The sequence below is a fragment of the Paraburkholderia sp. RCC_158 genome (genome assembly GCF_041355255.1).
Taxonomy (GTDB): domain Bacteria; phylum Pseudomonadota; class Gammaproteobacteria; order Burkholderiales; family Burkholderiaceae; genus Paraburkholderia; species Paraburkholderia graminis.
Genome location: NZ_JBFUPM010000015.1, coordinates 125,851 through 147,656 on the forward strand (window position 1 = coordinate 125,851; position 21,806 = coordinate 147,656).

The 21,806-nt window shown below is 61.6% G+C and carries 19 protein-coding genes and 1 pseudogene; 8 read left to right on the forward strand and 12 right to left on the reverse strand.

Annotated elements, in window-relative coordinates:
- Positions 1-72 precede the first annotated feature (72 nt).
- The 5 genes from AB6809_RS25510 (at position 73) to AB6809_RS25530 (ending at position 5,818) form a co-directional block, all read left to right on the forward strand.
- Positions 73-2,310: a TonB-dependent receptor gene (locus tag AB6809_RS25510; protein ID WP_371027406.1), complete on the forward strand. Its 2,238-nt coding sequence runs from the start codon at positions 73-75 to the stop codon at positions 2,308-2,310.
- Positions 2,311-2,364: 54 nt separating this feature from the next.
- Entirely contained in the window at positions 2,365-3,051 is a 687-nt protein-coding gene (locus AB6809_RS25515; protein WP_006050561.1) for a Fe2+-dependent dioxygenase, read from the forward strand.
- Positions 3,052-3,337: 286 nt separating this feature from the next.
- Positions 3,338-3,991, forward strand: a complete 654-nt coding sequence (locus AB6809_RS25520) for a peroxiredoxin (RefSeq protein ID WP_006050563.1) — start codon at positions 3,338-3,340, stop codon at positions 3,989-3,991.
- Positions 3,992-4,069: 78 nt separating this feature from the next.
- Positions 4,070-5,140, forward strand: a complete 1,071-nt coding sequence (locus AB6809_RS25525; RefSeq protein WP_114156647.1) for an MBL fold metallo-hydrolase — start codon at positions 4,070-4,072, stop codon at positions 5,138-5,140.
- Between the two features lie 90 nt (positions 5,141-5,230).
- Entirely contained in the window at positions 5,231-5,818 is a 588-nt protein-coding gene (locus AB6809_RS25530; protein ID WP_053857334.1) for a LysE family translocator, read from the forward strand.
- 28 nt (positions 5,819-5,846) lie between these two features.
- On the opposite strand, the gene AB6809_RS25535 is transcribed toward AB6809_RS25530, so the two are convergent.
- The 7 genes from AB6809_RS25535 to AB6809_RS25565 all read right to left on the reverse strand — a co-directional run bounded on the left by AB6809_RS25535 (position 5,847) and on the right by AB6809_RS25565 (position 11,597).
- A complete protein-coding gene (locus AB6809_RS25535) occupies positions 5,847-6,692 on the reverse strand; it encodes an AraC family transcriptional regulator (RefSeq protein ID WP_371027407.1) in 846 nt (281 codons plus the stop codon).
- A 151-nt stretch (positions 6,693-6,843) separates the two neighbouring features.
- Positions 6,844-7,638: an ABC transporter substrate-binding protein gene (locus AB6809_RS25540; protein ID WP_053857332.1), complete on the reverse strand. Its 795-nt coding sequence runs from the start codon at positions 7,636-7,638 to the stop codon at positions 6,844-6,846.
- A gap of 130 nt (positions 7,639-7,768) precedes the next feature.
- The gene (locus AB6809_RS25545) at positions 7,769-8,923 is read right to left on the reverse strand and encodes a pyridoxal phosphate-dependent aminotransferase (protein ID WP_371027408.1); all 1,155 of its coding nucleotides are present in this window, start codon (positions 8,921-8,923) and stop codon (positions 7,769-7,771) included.
- Between the two features lie 243 nt (positions 8,924-9,166).
- On the reverse strand, positions 9,167-10,570 hold the full coding sequence (dbpA, locus tag AB6809_RS25550; protein ID WP_107709112.1) for an ATP-dependent RNA helicase DbpA: 1,404 nt from the start codon (positions 10,568-10,570) through the stop codon (positions 9,167-9,169).
- A 35-nt stretch (positions 10,571-10,605) separates the two neighbouring features.
- A complete protein-coding gene (locus AB6809_RS25555; protein ID WP_006050570.1) occupies positions 10,606-10,806 on the reverse strand; it encodes a hypothetical protein in 201 nt (66 codons plus the stop codon).
- Positions 10,807-10,850: 44 nt separating this feature from the next.
- Entirely contained in the window at positions 10,851-11,282 is a 432-nt protein-coding gene (cadR, locus tag AB6809_RS25560) for a Cd(II)/Pb(II)-responsive transcriptional regulator (protein ID WP_029971152.1), read from the reverse strand.
- A 48-nt stretch (positions 11,283-11,330) separates the two neighbouring features.
- Positions 11,331-11,597 (reverse strand): hypothetical protein, encoded by a 267-nt coding sequence (locus tag AB6809_RS25565; protein WP_371027410.1) that lies wholly within the window; start codon positions 11,595-11,597, stop codon positions 11,331-11,333.
- Between AB6809_RS25565 and AB6809_RS25570 the strand changes: the two genes are divergently transcribed.
- Positions 11,592-13,703, forward strand: a complete 2,112-nt coding sequence (locus AB6809_RS25570) for a heavy metal translocating P-type ATPase (protein WP_371027412.1) — start codon at positions 11,592-11,594, stop codon at positions 13,701-13,703. The genes AB6809_RS25565 and AB6809_RS25570 overlap by 6 nt on opposite strands.
- Positions 13,704-13,751: 48 nt before the next feature.
- On the opposite strand, the gene AB6809_RS25575 is transcribed toward AB6809_RS25570, so the two are convergent.
- On the reverse strand, positions 13,752-14,825 hold the full coding sequence (locus AB6809_RS25575) for a helix-turn-helix domain-containing protein (RefSeq protein ID WP_371027413.1): 1,074 nt from the start codon (positions 14,823-14,825) through the stop codon (positions 13,752-13,754).
- Between the two features lie 344 nt (positions 14,826-15,169).
- Here AB6809_RS25575 and adh point away from each other — a divergent pair, with 344 nt between their 5' ends.
- Positions 15,170-16,690, forward strand: a complete 1,521-nt coding sequence (gene adh, locus AB6809_RS25580; protein WP_371027414.1) for an aldehyde dehydrogenase — start codon at positions 15,170-15,172, stop codon at positions 16,688-16,690.
- Between the two features lie 73 nt (positions 16,691-16,763).
- Positions 16,764-17,159, forward strand: coding sequence for a DUF779 domain-containing protein (locus AB6809_RS25585; protein ID WP_371027415.1), 396 nt, complete (start codon positions 16,764-16,766; stop codon positions 17,157-17,159).
- An 8-nt stretch (positions 17,160-17,167) separates the two neighbouring features.
- On the opposite strand, the gene eutC is transcribed toward AB6809_RS25585, so the two are convergent.
- The 4 genes and pseudogenes from eutC to AB6809_RS25605 all read right to left on the reverse strand — a co-directional run.
- Positions 17,168-17,983 carry an ethanolamine ammonia-lyase subunit EutC gene (gene eutC, locus AB6809_RS25590; RefSeq protein ID WP_006050577.1) on the reverse strand — a complete coding sequence of 272 codons (816 nt, stop codon included), beginning with the start codon at positions 17,981-17,983 and terminating at the stop codon, positions 17,168-17,170.
- Positions 17,980-19,374, reverse strand: coding sequence for an ethanolamine ammonia-lyase subunit EutB (locus AB6809_RS25595; RefSeq protein ID WP_006050578.1), 1,395 nt, complete (start codon positions 19,372-19,374; stop codon positions 17,980-17,982). The genes eutC and AB6809_RS25595 overlap by 4 nt, the downstream gene beginning before the upstream one ends.
- A gap of 56 nt (positions 19,375-19,430) precedes the next feature.
- Entirely contained in the window at positions 19,431-20,834 is a 1,404-nt protein-coding gene (eat, locus tag AB6809_RS25600) for an ethanolamine permease (RefSeq protein WP_029971158.1), read from the reverse strand.
- A gap of 575 nt (positions 20,835-21,409) precedes the next feature.
- A pseudogene (locus tag AB6809_RS25605) lies at positions 21,410-21,806 on the reverse strand (hypothetical protein); the annotation flags it as partial.

Sequence of the window (21,806 nt, forward strand, 5' to 3'; positions counted from 1 at the left end):
CGGCTGTCGGTGCTGCAACGGGCGCTGGCGTCCGTCGAATCAGAACAATAGCGACAACGACAGGGTATTGAGATGTTCCGAAACACGCCTCTCGCGGCGGCCGTTCTGGTCGCGTTCGCGACGCCGCTTTACGCTCAAACGACGACAACGCCCGCGACCGGCGCCCAGCCCGCGTCATCCAGTTCGACTCCGACTTCGACTTCGACTTCCACGCCCACCCAGACCGCCGACAGCGCCACGCTGCCCGCCGTCAAGGTGACCGGTCAAAGCGGCCCGTCCGCGGAATTCGCGGCTGACGTCTCGAGCGTCGGCGCAAAAGTGCCGACCGCGCTGCGCGACATTCCGCAAGCCGCCGTCGTGGTGCCGAAGTCGGTGCTGCAATCGCAAGCCGCGAGCTCGTTTACGGACGCGTTGCGCAATGTGCCGGGCATCACCATCGGCGCCGCGGAAGGCGGACAGATCGGCAACAACATCAACCTGCGCGGCTTCTCGGCGCGCACCGACATCTATCTCGACGGTTTCCGCGATCGCGGCCAGTACTATCGCGACACCTTCAACCTCGAATCGATCGACGTGCTGTACGGCCCGTCGTCGCTGTACTTCGGACGCGGCTCGACGGGCGGCGTCATCAATCAGGTCAGCAAGCAGCCCACGCTCAAGCCGCGCGCGGACGTGTCCGTGCAAGCGGGCACGCACGACCGCTATCGCACGACCGTCGACCTGAATACGCCGATCACGTCGACGTCCGCGTTCCGCATCAACGCGTTCGGCCAGGACCTGGGTTCGTCGCGCGACGTGATGAAGAGCAAGGATTACGGCGTCGCGCCCGAAGTCAAATTCGGCATCGGCACGCCGACCGAAATCACGCTGTCCGCGCTGATCCAGCACAACCGCGATCAGCCCGACTACGGCATTCCGGCGCTTAATGGGCACCCAGCGCCGGTCAATCGCGGCACGTTCTACGGCTTCACCGACGACCGGACGATGCAGGACGTGCAAACGCTCAACGCGCGCATCGAACACCGCTTCAACGACAACCTGAAGGTGCGCAATCAGACGCAGTTCAGCCACTACAGCACGGAAGCCCGCGCGACGAACGCGGCCTCGGTGCTCACGGGTCCGCTGCCGACATCGACGGCGCTGACCAACGGAAATTTCACGAGCATCGATCCGTCGAAACTGTTCGTGAAGCTGCAAGGCAAGGACCGCAACATCAATGACCACTCGGTCTACAACTCGACGGACGTCGAGGCAAAATTCAACACCGGCTTCATCAAGCATGAAGTGGTTGCGGGCGTCGATCTGAGCCACGAGACGTACAGCAACCAGAGCTTCACGACGACGACGCCGGGCTTGCCGTCGAACACGATCGCCATCGTGCCGCTCGTCGATCCGTCGTACACGAAGCGTCCGTCGAATGCGAAGACCGTTGCGACGAATCTCGCGGAGTCGAGCGCGAACGGCGTCGGCGTTTATGCGAACGATACGGTGTCGATCGGCGAACACTGGAAGGTGGTGGGCGGCCTGCGCTGGGACCGCTACGAAGCGTCGATTCACAACTCGATCAATGTGCCTTCGTATGCGACGCAGACGAACTACTTCACGAGCGTGCGCGGCGGCGTGATCTGGCAGCCGACCGACTGGCAGTCCTACTACGTGTCGTACGGCACGTCGTTCAATCCGTCGCTCGAAGCGCTGACGCTCACGAACCAGCAGCAGAATCTGCCGCCGGAGCATAACAAGTCGTATGAAGTCGGCGCGAAGTGGGACCTGCTCGGCGGCGGTCTGTCGGTCACGCAATCGCTCTTCAACATCGAAAAGACGAACGCGCGGACGTTGAACTCGGACGGCAGCTACACGCTCGACGGCGACGTGCGCGTGCGCGGCTACCAGCTCGGCGTGGCCGGCCACATCACGAACAAGTGGCAAGTGTTCGGCGGCTACACGTACATGGACGCGACGATCCTGAAGGCGCTCGACGGCACCGCCGGCAAGACGCCCGCGAACACGCCGCGCAACATGCTGACGCTGTGGACGACCTACGCATTCACGCCGCACTGGGAAATCGGCGGCGGGCCGATCTACACGTCGTCGCGTTACGCCGCGAACAACAACTTCGTGAAGGTCGGCGGCTATACGCGCTGGGACGCGATGGCCGCGTATCACGCGAAAAAGTACGACGTCCAGTTCAACGTGCTCAACCTGACGGACAAGAACTACTACGACGCGCTGATTCCATCGGACGGCGGACGCGCGGTGCCGGGCAACGGCCGCACGTTCCTCGCGACGCTAAACTATCGGTTCTTCTGATCGCCGAGGCGGCGATCAGCAGCACAACGCGCGGTTTCGCAGGGAAGTCCAACGATGATTGTCTCGATCCCCGATGTATTCAGTCCCGCCGACACCGCCGCGATGCGTGCGCAACTCGAAGCGGCCACGGACGCATGGGTCGACGGCCGCGCGACCGCGGGCTATCAGGGCGCGCCCGTCAAGCGCAACCAGCAGATCGCGGAAGGCTCATCCATCGCGCTCGAAATGGGCGACAGAATCATCGCGGCGCTCGAACGGCATCCGCTTTTCATCAGCGCCGCGCTGCCGAACAAGGTTTATCCGCCGCTCTTTAACCGCTACGAAGGCGGCATGCATTTCGGCAGCCATGTCGACGGAGCGATTCGCCTCGTGCCCGGCAGCGGCGTACGCGTGCGCACCGATCTATCGGTCACGCTGTTCCTCACGCCGCCCGACGAGTACGACGGCGGCGAACTGCTGATCGAAGACACCTTCGGCGTGCAGGAAGTGAAGCTGCCCGCGGGCCATGCGATCCTTTATCCCGGCACGAGTCTGCACCAGGTGCGGCCCGTGACGCGCGGCGCGCGCGTATCGAGCTTCTTCTGGGTACAGAGCCTCGTGCGCGACGACACGCAGCGCGCGATGCTGTTCGACATCGACGGCGCGATCCAGCGTTTGAACGCCTCGAACGCGGACGATGCCGCGCGCCGCACGCTAGTCGGCTGTTATCACAACCTCCTGCGCATGTGGAGCGAAACGTAAATCGGCAATAACGGCGGATTTGCCCTGCAAGCTGGCTAGAGCGACGCGCATTTTTGTCCTACGCTTTAAGCGCGACGCGTGGCGCATCCGTGTGTTTGCGCAGCACAGCAATCCGGCGAGCACTCCGCCTTCACGCGTGCGCAAGGTCCTCCCGCACAATCACAGTCCAGGTGGCTGGAGGCTGATCGTGAGTCAAGCAATCGCCTGATCGAAGATTCAGGCAGCCCGGGGATTGCTGCTCCGAGAACCGGTGCACCTCCCCGGCGCATTCTCATGGAGGATGACGATGTCGATTCGACTTGGAGAAGAAGCGCCCGATTTCACCGCGGAAACCACCGAAGGCACAATCCGTTTCCACGAATGGATCGGCGACCATTGGGTGATCCTGTTTTCGCATCCAAAGGATTTCACGCCCGTCTGCACGACCGAGCTCGGCTACATGGCCGGCCTCAAGCCGGAGTTCGAAAAGCGCAACACAAAGATCATCGGCCTGAGTGTGGACCCCGTCAGCGATCACGAGAGGTGGGTGAAGGACATTGAAGAGACGCAGGGCCACGCGGTCAACTATCCGCTCATCGGCGACGCGGATCTGAACGTCGCGAAGCTCTACGACATGATTCACCCGAATGCGGGCGGCGGCACGCGCACCGCGGCGGACAACGCGACCGTGCGCTCGGTGTTCATCATCGGCCCGGACAAAAAGGTCAAAGCCATGCTCGTGTATCCGATGAGTTCGGGGCGCAATTTCGACGAAGTGCTGCGTCTGCTCGACTCGTTGCAGTTGAACGCGAAGCATACGGTGGCCACACCCGTGAACTGGAAACCGGGGGACGATGTCATCATTCCGACATCCGTCTCGAACGATGATGCGGCGAAGAAATACCCTGAGGGCTTCAAGACCTTGAAGCCGTATCTGCGGTACGTTGCACAGCCACGGTGAGATTGCGGCGCAGTAAAACCGGGCGCCGCCACGCGCCCGGTTGTCTCGACGATGCGCGCCACGGAGAAAACAACCTTGCTGATTTTCCGCCAACTAATCGACCCGCAATCGTCCACGTACACGTATCTTCTCGCCGATAGCACGACGCGAGAGGCCATTCTGATCGATCCGGTATTCGAGCAGGTGCGCCGCGATACGGCGCTGATCCAGGAACTCGGGCTGCGCCTTCTCTATACGATCGACACGCACGTCCACGCAGATCATGTGACTGGCGCCTGGATGCTCAAGCGCCGCACCGGCAGCGCGATCGCCATATCGACGGCAAGCGGCGCGGAAGGTGCGGACCGCTATCTGAATCACGGCGACCGATGCGAGTTCGGCACGCGCTGGCTCGAAGTGCGCGCGACGCCAGGCCACACGAACGGCTGCATCAGCCTCGCGCTCGACGACGGCACGATGATGTTCACCGGCGACTGCCTGCTGATCCGCGGCACGGGCCGCACCGACTTTCAGAAGGGCGACGCACGCGCGATGTTCCGCGCGATCCACGGCGAGATTTTCAGTCAGCCCGAAAGCTGCCTGCTTTATCCGGCACACGATTATCGCGGCTTGACGGTGACGAGCGTCGGCGAAGAACGGCGCTTCAATCCGCGCCTCGGCGGTGAACTGTGCGAAGACGACTTCGTCGGCTATGTGACGAATCTGCGGTTGCCGCATCCGAAGCAGATCGACATTGCGGTGCCCGCGAATCTCAAGTGCGGCGTTGCGGCCAGCGATCCCACGCAGGCGGCCGAACCCGATTGGGCGCCGCTCGTCTACACGTTCGCGGGCATCTGGGAAATCGGCCCGCAATGGCTCGAAGACAATCTGCGTTCCGTGCAGATAGTCGACGTGCGCGAGCCCGATGAGTTCAACGGGCCGCTTGGCCGCATTCCGGCAGCGCGGCTCATCTCGCTCGGCGAGCTTGCCACGCGCGCCGCCGAGCTCACGAAAGAGCGGCCGATCGTGACCGTGTGCCGTGCGGGCGGCCGTTCCGCGCAAGCGACGGTGATATTGCGCCAGGCAGGATTCGACGAAGTCGCGAACCTTGCGGGCGGCATGCTGCGCTGGCGCGCGGAAGGCCGCGTCGTCGAAAATGCCGGCATGTAGCGCACATAGCAATTTCCTTCAATACACACCGCCCTGCCGCCGATACCGTTGAACCGCGTCAATCCCGCGCATTCACGTATCGAGGCACCGATGTCCGCTTTGCTTTCCATGGCCGCGTTCGCGCTGGCTTCGTCGATTTCGCCAGGTCCCGTCAACGTCGTCGCGCTGAGCGCCGGCGCGCAGCATGGCTTCGCCGCGAGCATGCGGCATGTGAGCGGCGCGACCGTCGGCTTTACCGTGCTGCTTCTGCTGATCGGCCTCGGGCTGCATGAACTGCTCGTGCATGTCCCCGCACTCGTGAGCATCGTCAAATGGGCCGGCGTGGCGTTTCTGCTGGTCATGGCCTACAAGCTCGCCGTCGATGACGGTCAGCTCGGCGCCGACAAACCATCGCGCGGCCCTTCATTTGCGTATGGCGCGGCGATGCAATGGCTCAACCCGAAAGCATGGCTCGCGTCGCTGGCCGGCATGGGCGCGTATGCCGCCGATGGCGACGGCAAACTCGTCTGGCAATTCACTGTGATCTACTTTGTGATCTGCTATGTGTCGATTGCAAGCTGGGCCTACGCCGGGACGTTTCTGCGCAAGTACTTGCAGGCGCCGCAGCGCGTTAGGTTGTTCAATCGGGTTATGGCGGCGTTGCTTGCGGCGAGCGCGTTGTATTTGCTTGTGACGTGAGGCGCCGAAAACTGCGGCAACCCCGCAGTCAACTGCGATATTGCCCCGGCGTCGCGGCGACGAGCCGCTTGAACGTGCGCTGCAAATGCGCCTGATCGGCGAAGCCGGCGTCGAGCGCGACGTCGGCGATCAATCGGCCGCGCCTCAGTTGAGCGCGGCTGTACTGAATGCGGCGATTGATCAGATAGGCGTGCGGCGTCATGCCGTAGCGCTCCTTGAACGCGCGAATCAGATGCGATGCAGACAGGCCCGCTGCCTCGCATATGTCTTCAAGCTTCAGCGGGTGCGTGCAATTGTCGGCGATGAATTCGGCCGCTCGCGCGAGTTGACGACTGGCGTCGTCGTGTGAACGCGGCGCGGGGTTCAGGCGCTGCTGCACCTCAGTGAAAAATGCCACGGCGGCGCTTTGTTTGCGCAGCAAATCCGCATCGTTGTCGACCAGAATTCCATGCAGCCGATTGAGGCCGTCGAAGAGTTCGGCGTCTGTCGTCATGGTCTGCGAGAACGCGCGAAACGCGTAGTTCTCGCTGAAGCCGAGTTCGTGTTGCAACGACGTGAGCCACGCGACGTCGACGTGAAGCATGCGATACGACCAGCGCTCGTCGGCGATGGGATTGCATGCATGAACGTCGTCGGGATTCATCAGAACAACCGCGCCCGCGCCGGTCCATTCGCGCGCGTGGCGGTTCACGTACACGCTGCGTCCGCCAGTGACCGCGCCGATGGAGAAGATTTCGTGAGAGTGCTTCGCGTAGCAGATTTCGCGGCCGTCTTCGATGGAGCGCGCCTCGATGAACGGCAACGCCTCGCTACGCCAGAAATGCGGCTCGCTTGCGCGCTTCGCATGAATTGCCGCCGCTGTCGTTCCGCTCATTCGCGCGCCCTCCTCCGGTGTACGTGGGCCTCGCGGAAATGGGCGGCTGTCAAAAGCCGCAAGTTCGACGAGGCCACTTATCGTAGCCGTCAAACACGCGGCCAACAAGCGGAGTTATGCGTGCGCTGCGGATGTTGCGCACCGCAAGCGGTTACTTCGCGGAAACGTCGATATTGCCGAGGTATTTCGCTGCGAGCGTCTTCACGGTGCCGTCCGCCTGCACCTTCGCAATCGCCGCGTTCAAGCGCTCGCGCAATGCCGTATCGCCCTTGCGGATGCCATAGGCGATACCGCTGCCGAGAATCTTGTCGTCGCGCACCGGCTGGCCGACGAATGCGTAGTCCTTGCCATTCGGCTTCGACAGAAAACCGGTTTGTCCCGCGGGCGCGAGCACGAGCGTTGCATCGACACGCCCCGCGACCAGGTCCGTGTACACCTGATTCTGATCCTGATACGGCACGACGGTGACGCCCGCGGGTTCCCAATGCGTCTTCGCAAACGTCTCCTGAATCGACGCCTGCAACACGCCCACGCGTTTGCCCTTCAATGCTTCGGCAGTCGGCAGCAGACCGCTGTCGCGCTTTGCGATTAACTGCGTCGGCACACGATAGACGACCGTCGTGAAGTCGATCGCCTGGCGACGCTGTTCGGTCGCATTCATCGCCGAGTTGATCGCGTCGAATTTGCGGCCTTGCAGCGCCGGAATCAAACCGTCGAACGATGTCTCCACCCATTTGCAGGTCATCTTCGCGGCGGCGCACACTGCATTGCCGACGTCGATGTCGAGACCTTGCAGCTCGCCGCCCGGTCCCTTCGATTCGAACGGCGGATACTGCGCTTCGAGCCCGAAACGCAGCGTCGATGTGTCGGCGGCAACGGCAGCGGACGATGCCGCCACCGATGCAAACGCGCAGGCGAGCGCCAACAAAGACTTGAGCAGTTTCATAGCAGGTCCCTTTCCTTCGGTTTCGTTGTAGTAGGCGTTGTAGTACGAATACGTAGCGTGTGAATGTGCAATGGCGCGACGATCATACTGCGTTCAAAAATGACAGCGCCGCGCTCACGCGCACGCAGTTTCAGATCTCGCACAAACGGCGCGCGCCTTCGATCAGCGTCGCGTCGTCCTTCGAAAAACTCAGGCGAATCAGGCCGGAATCCGTACCGTCGCTGTAGAACGCCGAGAGCGGAATCGTCGCGACGCGCGCATCGCGAATCAGGCGCAACACGAAGTCGCTGTCCGTTTCATCGGAGAAGCCGCGAAAGCGCGCGAGCATGAAAAAGCTGCCTGCACTCGGCAGCAACTCAAAGCGTGATTCGCGAAGCCCATGTGCAAGCAGATCGCGTTTTTGCTGATAGAACGCGGACAAGCCGAGGTAGCTTTCGCGATTCGCCAATGCATCGACGAACGCGTACTGCATCGGTGTATCGGCGGAAAACACCATGAACTGATGCACCTTGCGGATCTCGTTCATCAACTCGGCGGGCGCGAGGCAATAGCCGACGCGCCAACCCGTCACGTGATACGACTTGCCGAACGACGACACAATCACGCTACGTTCGGCGAGCTCGCTGTGGCACGCCATGCTCTGATGCTTCGCGCCGTCGAACACCACATGCTCGTAGACCTCGTCCGCGAGAATCACAATGTCCGTGTTGCGCGTGAGCGCTTTCAGGCGCGCGATGTCGGCCTCGTCGAACACGGTCGCGGTCGGATTGTGCGGCGTGTTGATGATGATCATGCGCGTCTTCGGCGTGATCGCGGCGGCGACCTCGTCCCAGTTCACGCGGAAATCGGCGAGCGACAATTTGATCGGCACGGGTGTCGCGCCTTGCAGCCGGACGATCGGTCCATAGCTGTCGAACGAAGGCTCGAAGTAGATCACTTCATCGCCCGGATGCACCAACGCGCTGATCGTCGAATAAAGGCCCTCGCTGGCGCTCGCGATCACCGTCACCTCGCTGGCCGGGTCGTAGCGCACGCCGTACAGCGTCTCCACTTTGTCGGCGAGCGCGTCGCGCAACGCTGCGATGCCCGACATGGGCGCGTACTGGTTGTGACCCGCGCGCATGGCGTTCGCCACGCCGTCGATGAGCTTCGCGTCCGGCGCGAAATTCGGCGCGCCTTGCGACAGATTCAGCGCATCGTGTTGCGCGGCCAGTTGGCCGATCACGGTAAAAATCGTCGTGCCGACATCAGGCAATTTCGAGCGGGCTTGCATGGCGCTCTGCATATGGCTTCTCCCTATCTTCATCCGGCGGCGGACTGACGGCGGCGAAGTATGCAGCCGTCCATTGCGCTCGAGTGCCGGTTGAATGATTAGGCATCAGCCAAAGAACCATCACAATCGAAACTTTGTCATGCGGCGCATGCGTTTATTTCATGGCTTAAACGCAGGCGCGATCGTGGCGGCGACGCGGCCTGGAAAACAGCACGCGCCGCTTTTCGCACGCGCGCCGCCGCCCACGCCACGAGATCAGGCGTCTTCCATCAGCCGGACCTTGACCTTCTTGCCCTTCACCTTGCCCGCACTGAGCTTGCGCACCGCTTCGCGCGCAATGCTGCGCTCGACGGCCACATAGGTCGACATCTCCGTCACGTTGATCTTGCCGATCTGCGAGCCGGCGAAACCGGCGTCGCCGGTGAGCGCGCCGAGCACGTCGCCGGGACGGATTTTTTCCTTGCGGCCGCCAAGAATCTGCAGCGTTTCCATGGGCGGCAACAGCGGCTCATTGCTCTTTGGCGTGAGCTCGGACAGCTTGTGCCATTCGACGTCGCGCTTGTGCGCCTGCTCCAGACCGCCGACGCGCCCCATTTCATTCATGCTCGCGAGGCTCAATGCCCAGCCTTCCTGATCGGCACGACCCGTGCGGCCGATGCGGTGCACGTGCACTTCGGGATCGGGCGTCACGTCGACGTTGATTACCGCCTCGAGTTGCGCGATGTCGAGGCCGCGGGCGGCGACGTCGGTGGCGACCAGCACCGAGCAACTGCGATTCGCGAACTGGATCAGCACCTGATCGCGCTCGCGCTGATCGAGCTCGCCGTGCAGCGCAAGCGCATGAAAACCCTGCGCGCGCAGCACGTCGAGCAAATCGCGGCATTGCTGCTTGGTGTTGCAAAACGCGAGCGTGCTGACCGGACGATAGTGGTTGAGCAACAGACCGACGGCATGCAGACGCTCGTCTTCGGTCACTTCATAGAAGCGTTGGCGGATCTTCGTATTGTCGTGCCGCTCGGCCAGCTTCACTTCCTTCGGATTCCGGAGGAATTGCTGACTCAACTTGACGATGCCCTCGGGATACGTCGCCGAGAAAAGCAGCGTTTGCCGTTCCTTCGGGCATTGCCTGACCACCGTCGCGATGTCGTCGAAGAAACCCATGTCGAGCATGCGGTCGGCTTCATCGAGCACGAGTGTATTGAGCGATTGCAGCGGCAGACTGCCGCGCTCGAGGTGATCCATGATGCGGCCAGGCGTGCCGACCACGATATGCGCGCCGTGTTCGAGACTCGCGGTTTGCGGACGCATCGGCGTGCCGCCGCACAAGGTCAGCACCTTGACGTTTTCTTCGGCGCGCGCGAGCCGGCGGATTTCCTGCGTGACCTGATCGGCGAGTTCGCGCGTGGGACACAGCACCATCGCCTGCACGGCGAAGTTGCGTGTGTCGAGACGCGCGAGCAGCGCGAGAGAAAACGCCGCGGTCTTGCCGCTGCCGGTTTTTGCCTGCGCGATGAGATCGTGGCCGGCGAGTGCGATAGGCAAACTCGCGGCCTGAATCGGCGTCATCTCGACATAGCCGAGTTGCGTGAGATTCGCGAGCGTGGCGGCCGGCAGCGGCAGTTGGCTGAACGGCGCGCCGGCCGTAGTGGGACTGTTCATAAATGGTTGGCTCGTGATCGGCTAAAGGCTAGGGACTATTCGGCGATGGGTCCGGGCGACGGACGGCCGTCCATCTGCTCGTACAGCACCGCGCCGTCGTCGCCTTCGAAACGCTCGACGTAATTCCGCGCGCCACACAGCGGGCAGCGGAACAGAAGCCCTTGCCCTTCGTTTTTGATGATGACGTCCGACTGCTCCCACTGCGCGCCGCAGGACTGGTTTCTACATGTAAACACGTTGCTTCTCCAACTGGATTCGATTGTTGATTCGACTGGCCGCATCAACCGAGATGCGTGTGCCGTGTGCGCGGCGCGCTGACGTCCATTTCGCTGAGACCTTGCACGATGCCGCAGTCTTCGACCGCCTGTTCGCCGTGGCATTGCTCGCGCAGCACGTGCAATTGCGCTTTGAGTTGCTGCAGTTCGTCGATACGCGTATCGACGTGCGCAATATGCTCGTCGATCAGATTATTGATGCCGCCGCAGCCGTTGGCCGGCGCGTCGGTCAGACGCAGCAGCGCGCGAATTTCGTCGTGCGTCATGTCGAGCGCGCGGCAATTGCGGATGAAGCGCAGCCGCTCGACGTGCTTCGCCGTATAGCTGCGGTAATTGGCCTCAGTGCGCTCCGCTTCGGGCAGCAGCCCTTCTTTCTCGTAAAAGCGGATGGTTTCGGTCGTGCAATGGGCGATTTTCGCCAATTCGCCGATTTTCATGGGCCCTCCGATACCGGCCTTGACCTTGTAGTGGCTTCAAGGTGTTTACTAGACCACAAATCGAACGAGGAAGCCACCATGCAGCACGCGCACGACGCGAAAGACGACCGTCTGGAACAAGCGGAAGCAAGCTCCTGTGAGCAAGGGCATGAACATGAGCATGGGCATCGGCACGAAAAGCACGCACATGACCATGCGGGCGGAGGCTGCTGTTCTGCTGCCGCCGATGCTTCCTTGCCATTGCCAGCCGCAGATTTGCCGCAATCCGAACGAGTGCAAGGCGGCGATGTGCGCACGGCGATCCGCATCATGCAAATGGATTGTCCGACCGAAGAAGCGTTGATCCGCAAAAAATTCAGCCGCATGGCGGACGTGCGCAGCATGGAGTTCAACCTGATGCAGCGCGTGCTGACCGTTGTGCACGCACCGAATGCGCTCGACTCCATTCTCGACGCGCTGCGTTCGCTGGACTTCACGCCGGAACTCGCGGATGCCGACTCGCCGAATGCATCGGCAACGACGCGGAACGCTGCGCAAGATCAGCGAAAGCGCGTGTCATGGTGGCCGCTCGCTCTCGCAGGTGTCGCCGCGGTCGCCTCAGAGGCCGCTGGCTGGCTCGGCGCGCCGGTCTGGATGGCAGCGGGTCTCGCGATCCTCGCGATCGTCTCCTGCGGGCTCACGACCTACCGCAAGGGCTGGCTCGCGATTCGTCACGGCAACCTCAACATCAACGCGTTGATGAGCATTGCCGTGACGGGCGCGCTGATCCTCGGGCAATGGCCGGAAGCGGCGATGGTGATGGTGCTTTTCACCGTCGCCGAACTGATCGAGGCGAAGTCGCTCGACCGCGCCCGCAATGCGATTCAGGGACTGATGCAACTGACGCCCGAACAGGCGAGCGTGCAGCAGCCCGACGGCGACTGGCGGCTCACCGATCTCAAGGCAATCGCGCCGGGCGCGCTGGTCCGCGTGAAGCCGGGCGAGCGGATCGCGCTCGATGGAGAAATCATCGCGGGACGCTCCAGCGTCGATCAGGCGCCGATCACAGGAGAAAGCCTGCCAGTCGACAAAACCGTGGGCGACGCCGTGTTCGCGGGCACCATCAACCAGGCCGGTTCGTTCGACTATCGCGTGACGGCGGCGGCGAGCAACACGACGCTCGCGCGCATCATCCATGCAGTCGAAGAGGCGCAAGGCACCAAAGCGCCCACGCAACGTTTCGTCGATCAGTTCGCGCGCGTCTATACGCCGCTCGTGTTCGCCGTCGCGTTGGCGGTGGCGCTCGTGCCGCCGCTCTTTTTCGGCGGCATGTGGCACGCGTGGATCTACAAGGCGCTCGTGATGCTCGTGATTGCGTGCCCGTGCGCGCTCGTGATTTCGACGCCGGTGACGATCGTCAGCGGGCTCGCGGCGGCTGCGCGTAAAGGGATACTCATCAAGGGCGGCGTGTACCTTGAACAGGGTCGCAAGCTGAGCCGTCTCGCGCTCGATAAAACCGGCACGATCACGCACGGCAAACCTGTACAAACCGATTTCGCGATGCTCGCCGAAATGCTCGCGGATGCGGATGCCGACGCAGCGCGTTGCCGTACGCTCGCCGCGAGTCTTGCGGCGCGCTCCGATCATCCTGTTTCGATGGCGATTGCAAGCGCGGCGCAAAAAGACGGCGTGACGAGTCTCCTGGTCGATTCCTTCGAAGCGCTCGCCGGACGCGGCGTGCGCGGCGAGATTAACGGCGCGACGTACTGGCTCGGCAATCATCGGCTCGCGGAAGAACTCGGGCGTTGTTCACCGTCCCTCGAAGCGCGGCTCGACGCGCTCGAGCGTCAAGGAAAGACCGTCGTGCTGCTGAGCGACGCGCAACGCGTGATTGCGCTATTCGCCGTCGCCGATACGGTGAAGGAGACGAGCCGCATGGCTATCGCCGAGTTGCATCGCGCGGGCGTGCGCACCGCAATGCTCACCGGCGACAACCCGCACACGGCGGCGGCCATCGCGGAACAGGTGGGCATCGACGAAGCGCGCGGTAATCTTTTGCCGCAAGACAAACTCGACGCGGTCGCGCAGTGGTCGGCCGAGGGCGCGACAGTCGGCATGGTCGGCGACGGCATCAACGACGCGCCCGCGCTGGCCCGTGCCGACATCGGCTTTGCGATGGGCGCGATGGGCACGGGCACCGCAATCGAAACCGCCGACGTCGCGTTGATGGACGACGACTTGCGCAAGATCCCGCTCTTCATCCGCCTGTCGAAAGCGACGCATTCGGTGCTGGTGCAAAACATTACGCTCGCGCTCGGCATCAAGGGCGTCTTTCTCGTGTTGACCGTGATGGGTCTCGGCACCATGTGGATGGCCGTGTTCGCCGATGTCGGCGCGAGCCTGCTCGTGGTCGCGAACGGTTTGCGGCTGCTGCGCAAATAGTTAGTCATCCAATGCAATGTGCCGCACCGCGCTGCACATTCAAAGCCGCTAGTGCGCGAACGAGCGGCTATTCGTTGCGGAATGCGTGCCGATTGCGGCCTTCAACGTATCCGAAGGCCGCATGCCGAAGAGCTTGCGATAATCGGTTGCGAACTGGCTCATGTGCCAGAAGCCCCACGCGGCCGCCACGTCCTGCACCGAGCGCGAATCGCGCGATGCGTTGCAGAGATCGCGCCGCGCGCCGTTCAATCGGATTGCCCGCACATAAGTAGCGGGCGCCATGCCGAGCACGTCCTGAAAGCAGTATTGCAATGTGCGCCGGCTCACATGCAGACGCTCGCACAACTCCGGCACGCTGACCGCACGATCGCGATTCGCGAGCACATAATCGCGCGCCTCCGATACGATCGACTGACGACGTGCACGCGCCGGCATCGCAATCGGTTCGGAGCACGCGGGCAACGCGCCCACGTCGAACAGGGAAGCAAGCACGGCGGCTTGCAAGTTCTCGCGCGCAGACGATGACAACGGCGCGGCACTTGCGGCGCCCTGCTGAAGCAACTCGCGCAACGATGCACATAAACGCTCTTTGCGCGCCATGTCGATCTTCACGACCTCAGTGTCTGCCCACTGCTCGGCCAGCCCGACGCGCTCCACTTGCGCTGCATAGCGGCGCAACACTTCGCCCTTCACGACTACACCGAAAATCTCGTAGCCCGCCGACGTCAGCAATTCGAATTCGATGCCACCCGGACGAAACGCGAGTGCATCGCCGGTAATGATCTGCGCGTCGATGCGGCCCGATCCGGCGCGGCATGTCGGAATGCCGAACCAGTACGCGTCTTTCTGAACCTCGCAAGTCTGCCGCAACGTGTGGCTCGTCGTTTCGACGAACACCTGCATATGGTCGAGGCACAACTCCGTGAGACCGCCGACAAAGCTGCCCGCGGTCAACTGATCGTAGGTCTGATGCCAGCCGTGAAGATTGCGCGCCTGCTCGTCGGCGTCGTGAGCGATGCGGGTCTGTACGCGAAAGCTCGGCTGCGGCGCACGCGTCGAAGCCGCACAGATGGCCGAGGTGGTCGGGGTTGTCGCGCTGTCGCTGAGGGTTTCGATCGTCATGGCCAATCCGCGCGATGGAGTATCGAAGAGAAAAAACAAGGCAAGTCCCATGCCGATCGCGAACGCCCATTCAACACGCCGATTGCTCCAACCCGTGCCAAGCTCCTGTTCAATTGATGAACAGCAACAACTGCACTGCTCACAAACGACGCGCGCACGACCGCCGATTCGACCTTGAAACACAGGCTGCGGTGCGCGCGTGCTTGCCGTGCGTGCACGCCTCACCAGCCAGGTGCATTGGCATGGTTCTGGCTCTATGGGTCACGCGCCCGCTTCAACGGATTGCAAACCGGTCGCGACATCGCGCCGACTATAGCCCAATCAAACATGTGAGGAGCACACAGATGAATCACGCGGAGATGCAGTTTCTGACGACCGAATTCCCGTTCAAAAAGCAGTATGCGAACTTTATCGGCGGCGAATGGGTGAAGCCCGTGGGTGGCGAGTACTTCGACAATGTGTCGCCGATTACGGGCGAACCGTTCACCTCCATTCCGCGCTCGCGCGAAGCGGATGTCGAGTTGGCGCTCGATGCCGCGCACCGAGCCAAAGCTGCGTGGGGCAAGACGTCGACGACAGATCGCGCGAACATTCTGAACCGCATTGCCGATCGTATGGAGACAAACCTGCAGCGCCTTGCAGTGGCGGAAACGATCGACAACGGCAAGCCGCTGCGCGAAACGATGGCCGCCGATATTCCGCTTGCCATCGATCATTTCCGCTATTTCGCCGGCGCCGTGCGTGCGCAGGAAGGTTCGATCTCCGAGATCGACGACGACACCGTGGCCTATCACTTTCATGAGCCGCTCGGCGTAGTCGGTCAGATCATTCCGTGGAATTTCCCCATTCTGATGGCCGTGTGGAAGCTCGCACCCGCACTCGCAGCCGGTAATTGCGTCGTGCTCAAACCCGCGGAGCAAACGCCCGCGTCCATTCTCGTACTGGCCGAACTGATTCAGGACTTGCTGCCCGCCGGCGTGCTCAATGTGGTGAATGGCTTCGGTCTCGAAGCTGGTAAACCGCTCGCGTCGAGCAAACGCATCGCGAAGATCGCGTTTACCGGCGAGACGACGACAGGCCGTCTGATCATGCAGTACGCGAGCCAGAACATCATTCCGGTCACGCTGGAACTCGGCGGCAAGAGCCCGAATATTTTCTTCGCCGACGTGATGAATCAGGACGACAGCTATTTCGACAAAGCACTCGAAGGCTTCGCGATGTTCGCGTTGAATCAGGGCGAGGTGTGCACGTGTCCGTCGCGCGTGTTGATCGATGAAAAGATCTATGACCGCTTTATGGAACGTGCGTTGAAGCGCGTCGCGGCGATCACGCAGGGTCATCCGCTGGATACGAAGACGATGATCGGTGCGCAGGCTTCGCAGGAACAATTGGAGAAGATCCTGTCGTATGTCGATCTCGGCAAGCAGGAAGGCGCCGAGTGTCTGATCGGCGGCGAACGCAATACATTGAGCGGTGAATTGAGCAAAGGCTATTACGTGAAGCCGACCGTGTTTCGCGGCAATAACAAAATGCGCATCTTCCAGGAAGAGATCTTCGGGCCGGTGGTTTCGGTCACGACGTTCAAGACCGAAGAAGAAGCACTCGAAATCGCCAACGACACGCTTTACGGTCTCGGCGCCGGCGTATGGACACGCGACGGCACGCGCGCCTATCGCTTTGGCCGGCAAATTCAGGCGGGCCGCGTGTGGACCAATTGCTATCACGCATATCCCGCGCACGCGGCGTTTGGCGGCTACAAGCAATCGGGCATTGGCCGCGAGAACCACAAGATGATGCTCGACCATTATCAGCAGACGAAGAACCTGCTCGTCAGCTATAGCGAGAAACCGCTCGGCTTCTTCTAAGCATTCAACGCCGGCAATTCCATTAAAGCGGGCCGCTTTGCGCGGCTCGCTTTATTTCTGCGAGGACCTATTGATGGCCGACGAACAAGAAGTGGATCGCGTGATCGCAACGCCCGCCGCAAAAGAGCTGATCGACAAATTGCGCGCGGAACACGGCGATGTACTGTTCCATCAATCCGGCGGATGCTGCGACGGCAGCGCGCCGATGATGTTTCCGCAAAGCGAATTCATGGTCGGTTCTTCCGACGTGAAACTCGGCACGCTTGCGGGCGTGCCGTTCTACATGAGCGAATCGCAATTCGAGTACTGGCAGCACACGCAGTTGATTATCGACGTCGTGCCAGGCAACGGCGGTATGTTCTCTCTCGAGCGGCCGAGCGGTCTGCGCTTTCTCACACGCTCGCGACTCTTCGACGACGATGAGAATGCGTGGCTCGCAGTGCATCCTGTGCAACGCGCCGATGCGTGAAGGTGCTTTTACTTTACGTCGGAGTTTGAGTCTGGTTTTGCATTCGCTTCGCCGCCGATTGCGGGCGCTATCGGCGCAGCGGCGAGCAGCGCGTCGCTGTCGTCTTTCAAACCAACGCCGGTGAGACCGAGGCGCCGCGCATGCGTCAGCAGATAATGCAGCTTGTGCGCGGCCAACGGATAGTCGAGTCCTTCGGGACGCACGTTCGAAATGCAATTGCGCTGCGCGTCGCTGCAACCCACTTTCGGCGCGTACGTAAGGTAAATGCCGAGGCTATCGGGCGAACTCAGCCCAGGCCGCTCGCCGATCAGCATCACGACGATCTTCGCATGCAGCAACTCGCCGATCTCGTCGCCGAGTGCAACGCGTGCCTGCCGTGCGACGACGACAGGCGCGATCTTCCAGTCCGCGAGTTGCGGAGCGACGGCTTGCAATAGCGGCACTGCTTGCTTCGATGCAGCGAACGCCGACAAACCGTCGCCGATCACGAACACCACGTCCGGCGCTTCGTCCGCCAATTGCGCGAGCGCGACGCGACTCTCTTCCGACAAGCGCCGGCCGAGATCGGGGCGGCGCAAGTAGTGCTCGCGATCGGGCGCAGCGCTATGCACGTCCAGCGTCTTGAAGTTCAGCACATGCAACTGCTGATGCAATGCTTCGGTGTCCAACGGATGATGCACCGCGTCCCGCGCTTGCGCATGCGAGAGATTGAACGCAAGTAAAGGCTCAGTGGGCACGCTGTTGCCCGCGCGACCCAACGCAATGCGCGCGTTAGTGAACTGACGCAGCGCATTCCACGAGTTCTTCTCGACAAAGTCGCTCATGCGATGCCCATCCAGTCGCGCGCGCCCTCGAGCAGCGGTTGATGTGTCGACGCACTCAGCAATGCGCCGCGCGCGTCGGTAATTTGCATCGACTCGAGCCACTCTTCGAATTCCGGCGCGCGGCGCAAGCCGAGCACGTCGCGCACATAGAGTGCGTCGTGGAAGGACGTGCTTTGATAATTGAGCATCACGTCGTCCGCGCCCGGAATGCCCATGATGAAATTGATGCCCGCCACGCCAAGCAGTGTGAGCAGGTTATCCATATCGTCCTGATCGGCTTCCGCGTGATTCGTGTAGCAGATGTCGCAACCCATCGGCACGCCGAGCAGCTTGCCGCAGAAATGATCTTCAAGGCCGGCGCGCGTGATCTGCTTGCCGTCGTACAGATACTCGGGGCCGATAAAGCCGACCACGGTATTCACGAGAAACGGATTGAACTTGCGCGCGACCGCATACGCGCGCACTTCGCAAGTTTGTTGATCGACGCCGAAATGCGCGTCCGCCGACAATGCGCTGCCCTGCCCCGTTTCGAAGTACATCAGATTGCTGCCGACCGTGCCGCGTTTGAGCGACAGTCCCGCTTCATACGCTTCTTGCAGTAGCGCGAGCGAAATGCCGAAGCCGGCGTTGGCTTTTTCTGTGCCCGCAATCGATTGAAACACGAGGTCGACGGGTGCGCCTTTTTCGATCGCGGCAATCGTGTTGGTGACGTGCGTCAGCACACAGGATTGCGTGGGCACCTGATAGCGTTGACGGAAGTCGTCGATCATCAGAAGCAGTCGCGTGATCGCGGCGAGGTTGTCGCTGGCCGGATTGATGCCGATCATCGCATCGCCGCAACCGTACATCAGGCCATCGAGCATCGAGGCTGCAATGCCTTTGACGTCATCTGTCGGATGATTGGGTTGCAGGCGCACCGACATGTGGCCCGGCAAACCCACCGTGTTGCGAAAGCGCGTGATCACCGGACGCTTGCGCGCCGCTGCGATCAGATCCTGGTTGCGCATCAGCTTCGAAACGGCCGCCACCATTTCCGGCGTGAGGCCTGCGGTGATACGTGTGAGCGCGTCCGCATCCGTCGACGTGCTCAGCAGCCAATTGCGAAAGTCGCCTACCGTGAGATGCGAAATCTCGGTGAATGCCTGCGGCGAATGATCGTCGATCACGAGACGCGTGACTTCGTCGCTTTCGTACGGAATCAGCGCTTCGTTCAGGAACGTGCGCAACGGTACTTGCGCCAACGCCATTTTTGCGGCGACGCGCTCCTCTTCGCTTGCTGCCGCGACGCCCGCGAGTTGATCGCCGGAACGTTGCGGGCTCGCCTTCGCCATGAGTGTCTTCAGATCGGCAAACCGATACGTGCGGCTGCCGATTGTCTCCGTATAGCTCATCTTTACGACTCCAGCTTACGACTCAAACGCGGCTGCGCGCGCAGCGGCTTCGACCGTCATTCTTCGAGCAATGCGTCGGCCGGTGCGGCCTCGCGTTGATGGCGCGTCATGAGGAAATAGACGTAGCCGAGTGCGAGGAAGATGGCGAACACCACTGCCACCAGAAAGTTAAAGTACACCATAGTGGCCAGACAGATCACCGCGGCCACCAGCGCGAACGCCGGAAAGAACGGAAAAAGCGGCGCGCGAAACGGACGCTCCATGTTCGGCTCGGTGCGGCGCAGCTTGAACAGCGACAACATGCTGATGATATACATCACGATAGCGCCAAACACGGACATCGTCACGATGTTCGCCGTGAGCGTCTGGCCGCCGAACTGAATCAGTTCGTCGCTATAGATCGCGGCGATGCCGATCACGCCACCGGCGAGAATCGCGCGATGCGGCGTCTTGAAGCGCGGATGCACACTCGAGAGCCACTCCGGCAAATAGCCAGCGCGAGCCAGCGCGAAAATCTGCCGCGAATAGCCGAGGATGATGCCGTGAAACGACGCGACGAGCCCGAACAGTCCGAGCCACACGAGCATATGCATCCAGCCGCTATGTTCGCCGACGATGTACTTCATCGCTTGCGGCAGCGGGTCGTTGATATTCGACAGCTTGGTCCAGTCGCCGGCCGCGCCCGCAAACACCATCACGCCGATGGCGAGCACCACGAGCGTGAGGATGCCCGCGACGTAGGCGATCGGAATCGAGCGCTTCGGGTTTTTCGCTTCTTCCGCGGCCATCGCGACGCCTTCGATCGCGAGGAAGAACCAGATCGCGAACGGGATCGCTGCGAACATGCCGTTGAATGAGCCCATGCTGAACGTGTCCGCGCCGGCCCAGCCGCCTTTCGTAAAGTTCGACCATTGAAAGCCCGGCGACACGACGCCCATGAAGACGAGCAATTCGAAAATCGCGAGCAACGTCACGCACAATTCGAATGCCGCGGCGATCTGCACACCGACGATGTTCAACGCCATGAAGACGAGGTACGCGCCCATTGCCGCGTGCTTCGGTTCGAGACCCGGGAACTGCACGTGCAGATAGGCGCCGATGGCGAGCGCAATGGCCGGCGGTGCGAATACGAATTCGACGAGCGTGGCCGCGCCCGCGAGATAACCGCCCGTCGGGCCGAATGCGTGACGCGCGTAAGCGAACGGGCCGCCGGCGTGCGGGATCGACGTGGTGAGTTCGGTGAAGCTGAAGATGAACGTGGTGTACATCGCGGCGATAAAGACCGCGGTGACCACGAAGCCGAGCGTGCCCGCGCTTGCCCAGCCATAACTCCAGCCGAAGTATTCACCGGAAATCACGAGGCCGACCGCGATTCCCCAAAGTTGCCACGTGCCGAGCGTCTGCTTCAACTCGTGATGCGTGACTTTGCCGACGTGCTGACTGGTTGACTCTGATTTCATCGGACGCTCCCGGAGTTTGCCGCTTGCTCGGCGCCGCAAGGTTTTGCGGTGCGTGGGCGGGCAGGCTTTCGCCGATGGTAGTGAGCCAATATTCGAGGTGTTATCGAAATTCGGCAAAGTTTGGGGGGTGGTTTGTGGGGGGAGTGCTTAATTCGGTGGGCACTCGTTTTGGCTAGGGTGTGTATCGGGCTGGCGAGGGTGATTGTGGTTCTTCTGGTTTTTATAGTCTTTGTATTTGTATACGTAGTAGTAGTTAACAAGCGGCGTTGGCGGTTGTGGATAAGTGCGAACCTTCGTGTGGGATCAAGAGGTTGCGCGGGCGATAAGCTTGCGGAGTAAGCGTGGATAGTGCGGTTGAGTTGGGGAAAAGTCTTGGTGCGTTTCGGCGGCTGTGGTTTTTATCAAGGTTTGTCCCACAGGATGTCAGCGGGTTTTTACAGCGGTTGTGCAGAGGGGGTTGTTGATAAGTTGGCTGAGGTCAGGTGTGGCGGGGAGTCGTCCTTGAAGTCATCGCTAGCGGTCGTTACATGACCGCCGTGAGTCGTCTTGTCATTCAGGCGCGCCCGGCTTCGTCTTTAATTGCCCCTTTGCATGACAAATGATCCCGCACGGCCGGCCGGGTCCTTGAGCCACGCGGCGGCGTGCTGTTTGCCGTCATCCGTGCCCAGCCATCCTTCGGCTCGGGCGCTCGGATTGTTCGAATACTCACCGCGCTCTTGCGCCAACACAGTCTCTGCCCAACCTACGGGGGTGCCTGGGCGAGGCTCCTCATACGGATCACCGGACGCAACGGTGCAGATGCTTCCAATTGACGATGGCCAGACAGGAGCGCGGCTCGTTGCATTCGCAAGGTAGCGCAATGCTGTGAAGATCAGGATGTGCGGCATCATCACAATGACCTTGCCCCCGAAAAACGAATCCCTTGCTGAGTGTGTAAACTCAAGCAAGGAGAAGAAACGATGACGGTCAAGG